Raw genomic sequence first — 15,454 nt, 5'->3', positions numbered from 1 at the left:
CATTATAGGGCCGTCGGCGGCCAAGAGCATCTTTGCGCTATGAACGGCGAACGCGCCTGCTTTAATTGAAGCTGTACGTAACAAAGATTTGTCTTACACCCTGAAACGAAAGAACTTAAGTCAGGTTGGATTGCCCAACGTCCGGCATTTCCCTGTCTCTTGTAGGACTCAGCGAACTGCCGGTGTAGGATGCGCGCCCTCTTGGCGTCAATCAGCCGACCCTTCGTTCCACAGCCTTTGGAACCCGACACAGCTATGTCATCGCGTAAATTTGGACTCAACCTGGTGGTGGTTCTGGCAATCGCCGCCCTGTTCACCGGTTTCTGGGCGCTGATCAACCGCCCCGTCTCCGCGCCGAACTGGCCGGAGCAGATCTCCGGTTTCTCCTATTCACCGTTCCAGCAGGGACAGTTCCCACAGAAGGATCAGTATCCGTCCGACGATGAAATGCGCCGCGACCTGGAGATCATGAGCAAGCTGACGGACAACATCCGCATCTACTCGGTCGACGGCTCCCTGCAGGACATCCCGAAACTGGCAGAAGAATTCGGCCTGCGCGTGACCCTGGGGATCTGGATCAGCCCCGACCAGGAGCGCAACGAGCGGGAGATCGCTAAAGCTATCGAGTTGGCCAACTCTTCGCGCAGTGTGGTTCGCGTGGTGGTCGGTAACGAAGCACTGTTCCGGGAGGAAATCACGCCTGAGGCCCTGATCGTCCTGCTGGATCGTGTCCGTGCAGCGGTGAAGGTACCGGTCACCACCTCCGAACAATGGCATATCTGGGAGAAATACCCGCAACTGGCCAAACACGTCGACCTGATTGCCGCCCACGTTCTGCCCTACTGGGAATTCATTCCGGTGGACAAGGCCGGGCAGTTCGTTTTCGACCGCGCCCGCGACCTGAAAAAGATGTTCCCGAAAAAGCCGCTGCTGCTGTCCGAAGTGGGCTGGCCGAGCAACGGCCGCATGCGCGGTGGCGCCGATGCGTCGCCGGCGGATCAGGCGATCTACCTGCGCACGCTGGTCAACAAACTCAACCGCCAGGGCTTCAACTACTTCGTGATCGAAGCGTTTGACCAGCCGTGGAAGGCCAGCGACGAAGGTTCGGTCGGCGCTTACTGGGGCGTGTTCAACGCCGCACGCCAGCAGAAATTCAACTTCGAAGGTCCGGTGGTGGCGATCCCGCAATGGCGCGTGCTGGCCATCGGTTCGGTGGTGCTGGCGCTGTTGTCGCTGACTTTGCTGATGATCGACGGCTCGGCCCTGCGTCAGCGCGGTCGTACCTTCCTGACCTTTATCGCGTTCCTCTGCGGTTCGGTGCTGGTGTGGATCGGCTACGACTACAGCCAGCAATACAGCACGTGGTTCAGCCTGACGGTGGGCTTCCTGCTGGCGCTCGGTGCGCTCGGGGTGTTCATCGTGTTGCTGACCGAGGCCCACGAACTGGCCGAGGCGGTGTGGATTCACAAACGCCGGCGTGAATTCCTGCCGGTGGTCGGCGATTCTGATTACCGCCCGAAAGTTTCGATCCACGTGCCCTGCTACAACGAGCCGCCGGAGATGGTCAAACAGACCCTCAACGCCCTGGCCAACCTCGACTATCCGGACTTCGAAGTCCTGATCATCGACAACAACACCAAGGACCCGGCGGTCTGGGAACCGGTGCGCGACTACTGCGAAACGCTCGGCCCGCGCTTCAAGTTCTTCCACGTCTCGCCTCTGGCCGGTTTCAAGGGCGGCGCTCTGAATTACCTGATCCCGCACACCGCCAAGGACGCCGAGGTGATCGCGGTGATCGACTCCGACTACTGCGTGCACCCGAACTGGCTCAAGCACATGGTGCCGCACTTCGCCGACCCGAAAATCGCCGTGGTGCAGTCGCCGCAGGATTACCGCGACCAGAACGAAAGCACCTTCAAGAAGCTCTGCTACGCCGAATACAAAGGCTTCTTCCACATCGGCATGGTCACCCGCAACGACCGCGACGCGATCATCCAGCACGGCACCATGACCATGACCCGTCGTTCGGTTCTGGAAGAACTGGGCTGGGCCGACTGGTGCATCTGTGAAGACGCCGAGCTCGGTCTGCGGGTATTCGAGAAAGGCCTGTCGGCGGCGTATTACCACGACAGTTACGGCAAGGGTCTGATGCCGGACACCTTCATCGACTTCAAGAAACAGCGTTTCCGCTGGGCCTACGGTGCGATCCAGATCATCAAGCGTCACACCCGCAGCCTGCTGCGCGGCAAGGACACCGAGCTGACGCGCGGCCAGCGTTACCACTTCCTCGCGGGCTGGTTGCCGTGGGTGGCGGACGGCATGAACATCTTCTTCACCGTCGGCGCGCTGTTGTGGTCGGCGGCGATGATCATCGTGCCGCAACGGGTCGACCCACCGCTGCTGATCTTCGCGATCCCGCCGCTGGCGCTGTTCGTGTTCAAGGTCGGCAAGATCATCTTCCTCTACCGTCGCGCCGTGGGCGTGAACCTCAAGGATGCATTCTGCGCGGCACTGGCCGGTCTGGCGTTGTCGCACACCATCGCCAAAGCGGTGCTGTACGGCTTCTTCACCAGCAGCATTCCGTTCTTCCGCACCCCGAAAAACGCCGACAACCATGGCTTCTGGGTGGCGATTTCCGAAGCCCGGGAAGAGCTGTTCATCATGCTGCTGTTGTGGGGCGCGGCGCTGGGGATCTTCCTGGTGCAGGGCATTCCGAGCAACGACATGCGCTTCTGGGTGGCCATGTTGCTGGTGCAGTCGCTGCCGTACGTGGCGGCGCTGATCATGGCGTTCCTGTCGTCGCTGCCAAAACCTGCGGCGGCGCCTGAACCGGCACCGGTGGTCTAAATCCTTCCCGATGCACTAAACGGCGGCCAATGGTCGCCGTTTTGCTTTAAGATAACCGCCATTTTGCAGGGCCGAGGCCCCGATGGCCTGCCCCTAGACCTGTGGGAGCGAGCCTGCTCGCGATGAGTCCGTCACATTCAGCACTTATGTTGAACAGGACATCATCATCGCGAGCAGGCTCGCTCCCACATTTACAGCATCCGGAGTTTTCCATGACGGCCCACGCCGACCTTTCGCCGACCCTCCAACTCGCCATCGACCTGATCCGCCGTCCGTCCGTGACGCCGGTCGACGCCGATTGCCAGAAGCAGATGATGCAGCGCCTGGGCGATGCCGGTTTCCAGCTGGAACCGATGCGCATCGAAGATGTGGATAACTTCTGGGCGACGCACGGCAAAGACGACGGCCCGGTGCTGTGCTTCGCCGGCCACACTGACGTGGTGCCGACCGGCCCGGTGACGGCCTGGCAGATCGACCCGTTCAACGCGGTGATCGACGAGCACGGCATGCTCTGCGGCCGTGGCGCGGCGGACATGAAAGGCAGCCTGGCCTCGATGACTGTGGCAGCCGAGCGTTTTGTCGCCGACTACCCGGATCACAAGGGCAAGGTTGCATTCCTGATCACCAGCGACGAAGAAGGCCCGGCGCATCACGGCACCAAGGCTGTGGTCGAGCGCCTGGCAGCCCGTAACGAGCGTCTGGACTGGTGCATCGTCGGCGAACCGTCGAGCACCACGCTGGTGGGCGACGTGGTGAAGAACGGTCGTCGCGGCTCCCTCGGCGCCAAACTGACCGTGCGCGGTGTCCAGGGCCACGTCGCCTATCCGCACCTGGCGAAGAACCCGATCCACCTCGCTGCCCCGGCTCTGGCCGAGCTGGCCGCCGAGCATTGGGATCACGGCAACGACTTCTTCCCGCCGACCAGTTTCCAGATTTCCAACGTCAACTCCGGCACCGGCGCGACCAACGTGATTCCGGGCGATCTGGTGGCGGTGTTCAACTTCCGCTTCTCCACCGAGTCGACCGTTGAAGGGCTGCAGAAACGCGTCGCCGACATCCTCGACAAGCACGGCCTGGACTGGCACATCGACTGGGCGCTGTCCGGTCTGCCGTTCCTCACCGAGCCGGGTGCGCTGCTCGACGCGGTGTCGTCGAGCATCAAGGACATCACTGGCCGCGAGACCAAGGCGTCCACCAGCGGCGGCACCTCCGACGGTCGTTTCATCGCGACCATGGGTACGCAGGTTGTTGAGCTGGGCCCGGTCAACGCAACCATCCACCAGGTCAACGAGCGCGTGCTGGCGGCCGATCTCGACGTGCTGACCGAGATCTACTACCAGACCCTGATCAAGTTGCTCGTCTGATGCTCGCGTGCCCGATCTGCAGTGAACCGCTGAATGCGGTGGACAACGGCGTGGTCTGCCCCGCCGGCCACCGCTTTGACCGTGCGCGCCAGGGTTACCTCAACCTGCTACCGGTGCAGCACAAGAACAGCCGCGATCCCGGTGACAATCAGGCGATGGTCGAGGCCCGCCGCGACTTTCTGAACGCCGGGCATTACGCGCCGGTGGCCAAGCGTCTGGCGGAGCTGGCGGCGAGTTATGCGCCGGCGCGCTGGGTCGATATCGGTTGTGGCGAGGGTTACTACACCGCGCAGATCGCCGAGGCTTTGCCCGACGCCGACGGTTACGCGCTGGACATCTCGAAGGAAGCGGTCAAACGCGCCTGCAAACGCAATCCGGCGCTGACCTGGTTGATCGCCAGCATGGCCCGGGTGCCACTGGCCTCCGGCAGCTGCCAGTTTCTGGCCAGCGTTTTCAGTCCACTGGACTGGGAAGAGGCCAAGCGGCTGCTCAGCGTCGGCGGCGGCCTGATGAAAGTCGGCCCGACCAGCGGCCATCTGATGGAACTGCGCGAACGCCTGTACGACGAAGTGCGCGAATACACCGACGACAAGCACCTGGCCCTGGTGCCGCAAGGCATGGCGCTGGCGCACAGTGAAACCCTGGAATTCAAACTGACGCTGGACAAGCCCGAGGATCGCGCCAACCTGCTGGCGATGACGCCCCACGGCTGGCGCGCCAGTGCCGAGCGCCGCGCGGCGGTGATCGAACAGCCCGAGCCGTTCGTGACCACGGTCTCGATGCGCTACGATTATTTCGTTCTTCAATAACTTTTGGTCCCGGGCAACGACCCGGGGCCGGCTAAATCCGCGAATGGATTTTTCAGACCCGCAGTGAGGATATCCATGCGCCAACCGGACATCGAGATTTACCTGAAAGACGCCGACGTCGACCACAAGGCCATTTCCGCCTGGCTGGGCGCCGCCCTCGGCCCGTGCAGCGACTGGGTACAGAAAGGTCAGACGTACAAGTGCAAGGCCGGCAACATCCCGGTGACCTGGCTGCCGAAGGCCGTGGGCAGGTGGAACAGCCTGTACCTGGAAAGCGATGCGACCCCTTGGGACGACGACATCGCCTGCGCCCGGGCAGCCTTTGCCGCGCTGAACGTCGAAGTGCGCTGTGCGCCGGGGACGTGGGTCGAGGAAGAAGGTGAAGAGACGGCGGATCGCTGGATCCGGATCAGCACCGATGGCGAAGAAGAGATCACCTGGAAAACCGCTTAAAAACCAGCAACACAATGACAATGTGGGAGCGAGCCTGCTCGCGATTGCGTATTGTCAGTCGATATCAAGGCTGACTGATACACCGCAATCGTCGGAACGCCGCCCGGAGCAGGCTCGCTCCCACAATGATTTTCGGTGTTCTGAAGATTTGCGTTACAGGCCTACAACGTCTTCAGCCTGCAACCCCTTCTGCCCTTCCACCACCGCGTATTCAACCTGCTGACCCTCGGTCAGCGAACGGTGGCCTTCGCCACGGATCGCGCGGTAGTGCACGAACACATCAACCCCGTCTTCGCGCTGAATGAAGCCGTAGCCCTTGGCGTCGTTGAACCACTTCACGTTGCCGGTTTCACGTGTTGCCATCTGTTCATACTCCTTTTTTATTATTGAACAGGCTTTTCGCAGGAAAGCCTTTGAGGAACGTCAGCCTGCGTCCGACGTCCATAAAAGGGCCCCGGCGACAGATCGCCGAGTATATGACAGGCGGTGAAACTCTCAACAGGAGATTACTTCGCCGCTTTTTTGCCGATTTTCCGTGAATCCGGCAAACTGTCGACCGCCCGAGCAAACGCTCGGTTTATCCACTCACGCAGAAGCCGTATGACCCGTTCCCCGTTCCGTCGTCTTGTGTTTGGCACCTTGCGCCGACTGTTGTATCTCTGGGTTCGCTCCGAGACGATCAACCAGTCGTCGTTCACCCTCAACCTCGACCGCAGTCGTCCGGTGTTCTACGTCCTGCAAAATCCATCGCTGACTGATCTGGCGGTGGTCGACACCGAGTGCACCAAGGCCGGCCTGCCGCGCCCGGTGCTGCCGGTGTCCGTGGGTTCGCTGATCGAACCGGCGGCGTTTTTCTACCTGACGCCGGACCCGGACTGGCTCGGTCGCCAGGACAAGCGCGGTGCACCGCCGACCCTGACCCGACTGGTCAGCGCCCTCAGCCAGAACGCTGCCGAAGACGCGCAGATCATTCCGGTCAGCGTGTTCTGGGGCCAGTCGCCGGACAGCGAAAACAGCCCGTGGAAACTGCTGTTCGCCGACAGCTGGGCCGTCACCGGGCGTCTGCGTCGCCTGCTGAGCATCATGATTCTGGGGCGCAAGACCCGCGTGCAATTCTCCGCACCGATCCACCTGCGCGAACTGATCGAACACAACAAGGGCCACGAGCGCACGGTGCGCATGGCCCAGCGGATCCTGCGGGTGCACTTCCGCAACCTCAAGGCTGCAGTGATCGGCCCGGACATTTCCCACCGCCGCAACCTGGTCAAAGGCCTGCTCAACCAGCCGCTGGTCAAGCAAGCGATCCTCGACGAAGCCGAGCGCGAAAACATCTCCCCGGAAAAAGCCAAGGCCCAGGCCCTGCGCTATGGCAACGAGATCGCCTCGGACTACACCTACACCGCGATCCGTTTTCTGGAAGTGGTGCTGAGCTGGTTCTGGAACAAGATCTACGACGGGATCAAGGTCAACCACATCGAAGGCGTGCAGAAAGTCGCCCAGGGTCACGAAGTGATCTACGTGCCGTGCCACCGCAGCCACATCGACTATCTGCTGCTGTCGTACTTGCTGTTCCGCAATGGCCTGACCCCGCCGCACATCGCCGCCGGAATCAACCTCAACATGCCGGTGATCGGCAGCCTGCTGCGCCGTGGCGGGGCGTTTTTCATGCGCCGCACGTTCAAGGGCAATCCGCTGTACACCTCGGTGTTCAACGAATACCTGCACACCCTGTTCACCAAAGGTTTCCCGGTCGAGTACTTCGTCGAGGGCGGTCGCTCGCGTACAGGCCGCATGCTGCAACCGAAAACCGGGATGCTAGCGATCACCCTGCGCAGCTTCCTGCGTTCGTCGCGGATGCCGATCGTATTCGTGCCGGTGTACATCGGTTACGAGCGCGTGCTCGAAGGCCGCACCTACCTCGGCGAGCTGCGTGGCGCGAGCAAGAAGAAAGAATCGATCTTCGACATCTTCAAAGTCATCGGCGCGCTAAAGCAGCGCTTCGGCCAAGTGGCGGTGAACTTTGGCGAGCCGATCAAACTGGCGGAATTCCTCGACAGAGAACAGCCCGACTGGCGCCAGCAGGAACTCGGCCCGCAGTACAAGCCGGCGTGGCTCAACGAAACCACCAATCGCCTCGGCGAAAAAGTCGCGCAGCACCTGAACGAAGCGGCGGCGATCAACCCGGTCAACCTGGTGGCGCTGGCGCTGCTGTCGACCACCCGCCTGGCGCTGGATGATCGGGCCATGGCGCGGGTGCTGGATCTGTATCTGGCGCTGCTGCGCAAGGTGCCATACTCACCGCACACCACCTTGCCGGAAGGCGATGGCCGCGCGCTGATCGAGCACGTGAAGGACATGGATCTGCTGTCCGAGCAGAACGATGCGCTGGGCAAGATCCTTTATCTGGACGAGCAGAACGCCGTCCTGATGACGTACTACCGCAACAACGTGCTGCACATCTTCGCCCTGCCGGCGCTGCTGGCGAGCTTCTTCCAGAGCACCTCGCGCATGAGCCGCGAACAGATCCTGCGCTACACCCGCGCGCTGTATCCGTATCTGCAATCGGAGCTGTTCATCCGCTGGACCCTGGACGAACTGGACGCGGTGATCGATCAGTGGCTGGAAGCGTTCGTCGAACAGGGCCTGCTGCGTTTCGAAAAAGACGTGTACCTGCGCCCCGCACCGAGCTCGCGGCATTTCGTGCTGCTGACCCTGCTGTCGAAGAGCATCGCCCAAACCTTGCAACGCTTCTACATGACCGTTTCCCTGCTGCTCAACAGCGGCCAGAACAGCATCAGCGCCGAAGAGCTGGAAGACCTGTGCACGGTCATGGCCCAGCGCCTGTCGATTCTGCACGGCCTGAACGCACCGGAGTTCTTCGACAAGAGCCTGTTCCGCCACTTCATCCAGACAATGCTCGACCTCGACGTGCTGCGCCGCGACGAAGCCGGCAAGTTGAGCTACCACGAACTGCTCGGCGAACTGGCCGAAGGCGCGGCCAAACGGGTGTTGCCGGCGGAGATTCGCTTGTCGATCCGTCAGGTGGCACTGCACCGCAGTGAAGATGCGGCCGATCAGCCCGCCGCCCCTGTGCAAAGCGACTAAATTCCTACAGGCGCCAAGCTTCTTCTGGCGCCGTCGATACGGAGATCTCCGATGAAAAAACTTTCCCTTCTTGCCGCCGCCACGCTGCTCAGCGCCTGCCAGTCGACCTCTCCGGCCGGCAAGGTCAGCCTCGAGGGCGAAGTGTTCTACCTGCAACGCATCGCCCTGCCACCCAGTGCGACCTTGAGCGTAAGCCTGCAGGACGTTTCGCTGGCCGACGCTCCGGCCGTGGTACTCGACGAACAGAAAGGCCCGGTCAAAGGCCAGGTGCCGCTGCCGTTCCACTTGAGCTACGATCCGGCCCAGGTCAAACCCGGCCATCGCTACTCGGTCAGCGCGCGCATTGAAGTCAACGGCGAGCTGATGTTCATCACCACCGAAAACCATGCCGTGCAGCTTGATGGCAAGGATCCACAGCCACTGAAGATCCGCGTCGACTCGGCCCGTTAACGCCCTTTTCAAACAAGGAAGCTCTCATGCTCCGTCCTACCCTTCGCTTCGCCGGCCTGTGCGCGGGCCTGATGATCTCCGCCAACGCACTGGCCCTGTCCCTCAGCGACCTGTCGCAAGGCGACGCCACCGGTGGCCTCAAGGATGCCCTGACCCAGGGCGCGCAACTGGCCGTCAAACAACTCGGCACCCCGGGCGGTTTCAGCAACAACCCGGACGTGAAGATCGAACTGCCGGGCAAACTCGGGAAAGTCGCCGGCAAGATGAAAGCCTTCGGCATGGGCGCTCAAGTTGAAGAACTGGAAACCGCCATGAACAAGGCCGCGGAAACCGCCGTCACCCAGGCCCAGCCGATCCTCGTCGACGCCGTGAAGAAAATGAGCGTGGAAGACGCCAAAGGCATCCTCAGCGGCGGCAACGACTCCGCTACTCAATACCTGGACAAATCCAGCCGCGAACAGATCCGCACCAAGTTCCTGCCGATCGTCAAACAGGCGACCGACAAAGTCGGCGTAGCCCAGAAATACAACGCCTTCGCCGGCCAGGCCGCAACCTTCGGCGTAGTGGATGCGAAGAGCGCCAACATCGAAAGCTACGTGACCGAACAAGCGCTCAACGGCCTGTTCGAAATGATCGGCAAACAGGAAGAAACCATCCGCAAGAACCCGGCCGCTGCGGCGACGAGTCTGGCGAAGAAGGTGTTTGGTACGCTTTAACTCTCTCGTGCAATGAAAAGCCCGCTGATATTTACAGGTTCAGCGGGCTTTTTCATGCGCGTCAGTTTTGTGTAGCGTCCTGAATCCAAAGCTTAATTTGAGATCGCGCTCGGGATCGCAAATCGAAGAAAACACTTGAGAGCTTTCCGGTGCTCCGGAGCATTTTTTGAACGACTCAAGAAGCCCCCTCACCCTAGCCCTCTCCCGGAGGGAGAGGGGACTGACCGAGGAGTTTGGGAGAGCTACGCCGACGTGAGACACCGAGTCGAGCTCAAGTTTTGAAAGCTCCCAAACCGGCGCCCCAAACCCACACCTCTCCCTCTTTCAGGAGAGGCCAGGTAGACAGCTTTCCAGTGGGGAACGACTCCGACACAAACCCCAAGCCACCACCAAAACCACCCTGCCCTTAACCACTCAACACAATGAGCGTTAGCTCGAGTACCGCTCTTGACGTGCCGGCCCCTTCGGCCGGCTGAGTGGAGGGATTTATCCGGGGGTGGGAGCGCAGCGACCGTGCGGCGAAGCCGCATGCATCGAGAGGAGGTGCAGCGAAGCAAACCGGAGGCGATGCCCCCGGATGAATCCCGGAACGAAGGAACCCCGAGCCCCAGCGAGGGGCCGAACGCCGGGGCCCAGCGTTTTGGTTCCTTTTGGGCGTTTGCAAAAGGGACTCGCCGTAAGGGCGAAACCGCCAGTCGCAACACCCGCAGAAACGGATATTCACCCAAAACCCCAAGAGTCTGGTCGGCCCGAAGGCCGCCAAGCTCACCAAACCAAATCAAGACTCCTTGCGAACCCTGAACCAAGCCGCATACAACGCCGGCAAAAACAAAAGCGTCAACGCCGTAGCAACAATCAACCCCCCCATGATCGCCACCGCCATCGGCCCAAAAAACACACTGCGAGAAAGCGGAATCATCGCCAGCACCGCCGCCAGCGCCGTCAACACAATCGGCCGGAACCGCCGCACGGTCGCCTCGATAATCGCCTGCCACGGCTTGAGCCCGGCGGCGATGTCCTGCTCGATCTGATCCACCAGAATCACCGAGTTACGCATGATCATCCCCGACAGCGCGATCGTCCCGAGCATCGCCACAAACCCGAACGGCTGACGGAACACCAGCAGAAACAGCGTCACCCCGATCAACCCCAAAGGCGCCGTCAGAAACACCATCGCCGTGCGCGAAAAACTGCGCAATTGCACCATCAGCAACGTCAGCACCACGACAATGAACATCGGCACCCCGGCGTTCACCGACTTCTGCCCACGCTCCGAATCCTCCACAGTACCGCCGACATCCAGCAGATAGCCGTCCGGCAATTCGGCGCGGATCGGATCAAGCGTCGGCATGATCTGCTTCACCAGCGTTGCCGGTTGCTCCTTGCCGTAGATGTCCGCCCGCACGGTCACGTTCGGCAGACGATTGCGGTGCCAGATGATGCCTTCCTCGAAGCCATATTCCAGCGTGGCAATCTGCGACAGCGCGACGCTGCGACCGTTGTCGGTCGGCACCGCCAGACTCGGCAGCAACGACAGTTCGGTGCGCTCGTGCACGGTGCCGCGCAGGAGGATTTCGATCAGTTCGTTGTCCTCGCGATACTGGCTGACGCTGGAGCCGGTCAGCGAACTCTGGAGGAATTTCGCCAGATTCGCCGTGCTCACACCCAGTGCCCGGGCGCGATCCTGATCAATGTTCAGGTACACGACCTTGCTCGGCTCTTCCCAGTCCAGATGCACATTCACCACATGCGGGTTCTCGCGCACCTTGGCCGCCACCTTGCGCGCCAAAGCACGGACTTCCTCGATGTGCTCGCCGGTGACACGGAATTGCACCGGATAACCGACCGGCGGGCCGTTTTCCAGGCGCGTGACCCGCGAGCGCAAGGCCGGGAACTGCTCGTTCAACGTGTCGATCAGCCAGGTGCGCAGCGCTTCGCGCTCCTCGATGGTTTTCGCCAGAACGACAAACTGGGCGAAGCTCGCCGCCGGCAGTTGTTGATCCAGCGGCAGGTAGAAACGTGGCGAACCGGTGCCGACGTAAGCGACATAGTTGTCGATGCCGGCGTGATCCTTGAGCATCGCTTCCAGCCGTTTGACTTCGGCCGTGGTATTGGCCAGCGAGGCGCCTTCGGCAAGCTTCAGATCGACCATCAGCTCCAGTCGCCCGGAAGCCGGGAAGAACTGCTGCGGCACGAACCGGAACAACGCCAGCGACGCAACAAATAGCAGCACGGTGAGCACGATCACGGTTTTGCGCCGACGTACGCACCACTCCACCAGACGCCGCACCCGTTGGTAGAACGGCGTGCCATAGGGATCGGTTTGGCCGTCAGCCGCACCGTGTTTGGCCGCATGAATTTTCGCCAGATCCGGCAGGAGTTTTTCCCCCAGATACGGCACGAACACCACCGCCGCTACCCAGGATGCGAGCAAGGCGATGGTCACCACCTGGAAGATCGAGCGGGTGTATTCGCCGGTGCCGGATTGCGCCGTGGCAATTGGCAGGAAACCGGCGGCGGTGATCAACGTACCGGTGAGCATCGGGAACGCGGTGCTGGTCCAGGCATAACTGGCAGCCTTGATCCGGTCGAAACCCTGCTCCATTTTGATCGCCATCATTTCTACGGCGATGATCGCGTCGTCCACCAGCAAACCCAGCGCCAGTACCAGCGCACCGAGGGAAATCTTGTGCAGGCCGATGCCGAGGTAATACATGCAGGCGAACGTCATCGCCAGCACCAACGGAATGGTCAGCGCCACCACCATGCCGGTGCGCACGCCGAGGGAAAAGAAGCTCACCAGCAACACGATGGCCAGCGCTTCGACCAGCACCTGGACGAACTCGCCGACGCCGGTTTTCACAGCTGCGGGCTGATCGGAGACCTTGCGCAATTGCATGCCGGCCGGGAGGTTTTTCTGGATGCGGGCGAATTCGATTTCCAAGGCCTTGCCCAGCACCAGAATGTCGCCGCCGTCCTTCATCGCTACCGCAAGACCGATGGCGTCTTCGCCCATGAAGCGCATGCGCGGTGCCGGAGGATCGTTGAAACCGCGCCGCACGTCAGCGACATCGGAGATGCGGAACGTACGATCCCCGACCCGGATCGGGAAGTTCTTGATCTCGTCGACTGTCTGAAAATTCCCCGACACCCGCAGCTGCAAACGCTCGCTGCCGGTTTCGAAAAACCCTGCGGTGGACACCGCGTTCTGTTCCTCCAGCGCCTGCTGCACGGCTGCCAGCGGCAAACCGAGGGTGGCGAGTTTGACGTTGGACAATTCGACCCAGACCTTCTCGTCCTGCAAACCGAGCAGATCGACCTTGCCCACGTCCTTGACCCGTTGCAGCTGGATCTGGATGCGGTCGGCGTAATCCTTGAGCACCGCGTAGTCGAAACCGTCGCCGGTCAGCGCATAGATATTGCCGAAGGTGGTGCCGAACTCATCGTTGAAAAACGGCCCCTGAATGCCCGGCGGCAGGGTCTGGCGAATGTCGCTGACTTTCTTGCGCACCTGATACCAGAGATCCGGAATCTCCACCGAATGCATCGAGTCGCGGGCAATGAACGTGACCTGGGATTCACCGGGGCGCGAGAACGAAACAATCCGCTCGTACTCGCCGGTTTCCATCAGTTTCTTTTCGATGCGTTCGGTAACCTGGCGCGAGACTTCCTGAGCCGTTGCGCCGGGCCAGCGGGTCTGGATGACCATCGCCTTGAAGGTGAACGGCGGGTCTTCGCTCTGGCCGAGCTTGGTGTAGGACAAGGCACCAACAATCGCCAGCAAAAGCATCAGGAACAGTACGATCTGGCGATTGCGCAGCGCCCAGGCGGAAAGATTGAAACCCATCGGGGATTACTCCTTGTCCGCCAGATTGACCACGCGGTTGGAGCGATCCACCGGACGCACCTGCTGCCCTTCCAGCAATACGTGAACGCCAGCGGCGACCACCCAGTCGCTGGCGTTCAGGCCTTCGAGCACCGGCACGGTTTTCTCACCGAACGGGCCGACGCGCACCGGGGTCTTTTTCAGGGTGTTGTTGGCGCTGACGACCCAGACGTAGGTCGCGCCGTTTTCGGCAGTCAGTGCCGAGAGCGGCACCGACAGCGGGATGACATCGGCGGTCTGCACGAAGACCCGGGCGCTCTGGCCCAGTTCTGCCGGGACCTTGCCGGCGGTGAATGAAATGCGTGCGGCGAAGGTGCGGGATTTCGGATCGGCCGCCGGCGACAACTCGCGGATCTGCCCGGCGAAGCGCTGGTTCTGTTGCGTCCACAACTCCACCGAGACCGGCTGGCCGACCTTGAAGCGGCCGAAGCTCTGCTCCGGCAGGCTGATCAGCACTTCCCGTTCGCCGTCAGTGGCGAGAGTGAAAACGGTCTGCCCGGCGGCGACCACCTGCCCGACCTCCACCGAACGCTTGGCCACCACGCCATCCTGGGGCGCGCGCAGCACGGCGTAACTGGCCTGATTGGTCGAGACGTTGAATTCGGCTTTGATCTGTTTCAGGCGGGCTTCGCCGGAGCGATAGAGATTTTCGGCATTGTCGTAGGCCGAGCGGCTGACCATCTGCCGTTCCATCAGGGTCTTGTAGCGGTCACGCTCGGCACGCACCAGGTTCAGGTTGGCTTCGGCCGCCGCGACCTGGGCTCGGGTGGCTTCCAGTTGCAGGCGTACATCCTGCGGATCGAGCTCGGCGAGTGGCTGATCGGCCTTCACGCGCTGGCCTTCCTCGACCAGTCGTCGGCTGACTTTGCCGCCGATGCGGAACGCCAGATCGGGTTCGTAGCGGGCGCGAACCTCACCCGGATAACTTTCCATCGCCTGCGCCGAAGGCTCTGGCTGCACCACCATGGCCGGTCGCACGCTGACTTGCGTCACCTCCTCCTTGCCACATGCCGACAATAAAAAAGCCAGACTGACTGGCACCGCAAAGGACAACGCATGGCGGAACATGGTGAAGGACCTTTCGCTAAGGAGGCTTGGAATAATTATACTGGCCGGTATGTTATTAATAGCAAACTCACCAGTCCAGTATTAAAAGCGAAGAATGTCGAACAATCTTTCCACTCCAAACGGCCCGGGCCGACCGAAGGATCCGGCCAAGCGCCAGGCGATCCTCGAGGCGGCGAAAATCCTGTTCCTGAGTCATGGCTATGCCAACACCAGCATGGACGCGGTGGCCGCCGAGGCCGGGGTGTCGAAGCTGACGGTCTACAGCCATTTCAACGACAAGGAGACGCTGTTCTCTGCCGCCGTGGTGGCCAAATGCGAGGAGCAATTGCCGCCGCTGTTCTTCGAATTGCCGGACGGCATCGCGGTGGAAAATGTGTTGCTGAACATTGCGCGAGGCTTTCACCACCTGATCAACAGCGATGAATCGGTGAACCTGCATCGTCTGATCATGGCGCTGGGTAGCCAGGATCCGAAGCTGTCGCTGATCTTCTTCGAGGCCGGCCCTCAGCGCATGGTGCAGGGCATGGAACGTTTGCTGCGGCGGATCCACGAAACCGGCGTGCTGAGCATCGACAACCCGCACAACGCCGCCGAACACTTCTTTTGCCTGATCAAGGGCGCCGGGAATTTCCGCCTGTTGTACGGCTGCGGTGAGCCGCTGACCGGCGAGGCGGCGGAAAGTCATGCGCAGGAAGTGGTCGGGCTGTTCATGCGGGCCTTTCGACCCTGAAAACAAAAATCCCACGCCATGCGTGG

11 protein-coding genes are annotated in these 15,454 nt (G+C 61.4%); 8 read left to right on the top strand and 3 right to left on the bottom strand.

Going from position 1 to position 15,454, the window contains the following annotated elements:
- Positions 1–255: 255 nt before the first annotated feature.
- From CAF76_RS16100 to CAF76_RS16085, 4 genes are all read left to right on the top strand, one after another.
- Positions 256–2,847 (top strand): glycosyltransferase, encoded by a 2,592-nt coding sequence (locus CAF76_RS16100; protein WP_085612282.1) that lies wholly within the window; start codon positions 256–258, stop codon positions 2,845–2,847.
- A gap of 212 nt (positions 2,848–3,059) precedes the next feature.
- Complete coding sequence (dapE, locus tag CAF76_RS16095) at positions 3,060–4,211, top strand: succinyl-diaminopimelate desuccinylase (protein WP_085647788.1); 1,152 nt, start codon at positions 3,060–3,062, stop codon at positions 4,209–4,211.
- Positions 4,211–5,020, top strand: coding sequence for a putative RNA methyltransferase (locus CAF76_RS16090; protein ID WP_085647787.1), 810 nt, complete (start codon positions 4,211–4,213; stop codon positions 5,018–5,020). Before dapE ends, CAF76_RS16090 begins: the two co-directional genes overlap by 1 nt.
- A gap of 75 nt (positions 5,021–5,095) precedes the next feature.
- Positions 5,096–5,473 carry a hypothetical protein gene (locus CAF76_RS16085; RefSeq protein ID WP_085647786.1) on the top strand — a complete coding sequence of 126 codons (378 nt, stop codon included), beginning with the start codon at positions 5,096–5,098 and terminating at the stop codon, positions 5,471–5,473.
- A gap of 153 nt (positions 5,474–5,626) precedes the next feature.
- Here the strand turns inward: CAF76_RS16085 and CAF76_RS16080 are convergent, their stop codons facing one another.
- The gene (locus tag CAF76_RS16080) at positions 5,627–5,836 is read right to left on the bottom strand and encodes a cold shock domain-containing protein (protein ID WP_007954750.1); all 210 of its coding nucleotides are present in this window, start codon (positions 5,834–5,836) and stop codon (positions 5,627–5,629) included.
- 237 nt (positions 5,837–6,073) lie between these two features.
- Between CAF76_RS16080 and plsB the strand changes: the two genes are divergently transcribed.
- Genes plsB through CAF76_RS16065 form a run of 3 tightly spaced genes read left to right on the top strand, consistent with a single transcriptional unit; the run spans position 6,074 to position 9,744 of the window.
- A complete protein-coding gene (gene plsB / locus CAF76_RS16075) occupies positions 6,074–8,578 on the top strand; it encodes a glycerol-3-phosphate 1-O-acyltransferase PlsB (RefSeq protein WP_085647785.1) in 2,505 nt (834 codons plus the stop codon).
- A gap of 51 nt (positions 8,579–8,629) precedes the next feature.
- Complete coding sequence (locus CAF76_RS16070; RefSeq protein ID WP_085647784.1) at positions 8,630–9,028, top strand: YbaY family lipoprotein; 399 nt, start codon at positions 8,630–8,632, stop codon at positions 9,026–9,028.
- 26 nt (positions 9,029–9,054) lie between these two features.
- A complete protein-coding gene (locus tag CAF76_RS16065; protein WP_011332665.1) occupies positions 9,055–9,744 on the top strand; it encodes a DUF4197 domain-containing protein in 690 nt (229 codons plus the stop codon).
- A gap of 778 nt (positions 9,745–10,522) precedes the next feature.
- Here CAF76_RS16065 and CAF76_RS16060 read toward each other — a convergent pair.
- Positions 10,523–13,591 carry an efflux RND transporter permease subunit gene (locus CAF76_RS16060; RefSeq protein ID WP_085647783.1) on the bottom strand — a complete coding sequence of 1,023 codons (3,069 nt, stop codon included), beginning with the start codon at positions 13,589–13,591 and terminating at the stop codon, positions 10,523–10,525.
- Positions 13,592–13,597: 6 nt separating this feature from the next.
- Complete coding sequence (locus CAF76_RS16055; protein WP_064593735.1) at positions 13,598–14,698, bottom strand: efflux RND transporter periplasmic adaptor subunit; 1,101 nt, start codon at positions 14,696–14,698, stop codon at positions 13,598–13,600.
- A gap of 94 nt (positions 14,699–14,792) precedes the next feature.
- Here CAF76_RS16055 and CAF76_RS16050 point away from each other — a divergent pair, with 94 nt between their 5' ends.
- Positions 14,793–15,428, top strand: coding sequence for a TetR/AcrR family transcriptional regulator (locus tag CAF76_RS16050; protein ID WP_085647782.1), 636 nt, complete (start codon positions 14,793–14,795; stop codon positions 15,426–15,428).
- The last annotated feature ends 26 nt before the right edge of the window (positions 15,429–15,454 follow it).

Origin of the sequence: Pseudomonas sp. B40(2017) (genome assembly GCF_002112855.1) — a bacterium.
Lineage (GTDB): Bacteria > Pseudomonadota > Gammaproteobacteria > Pseudomonadales > Pseudomonadaceae > Aquipseudomonas > Aquipseudomonas pharyngis.
The sequence above is the reverse complement of the archived record's forward strand: the minus strand, read 5'-3'. Positions and strand labels throughout refer to the sequence as shown.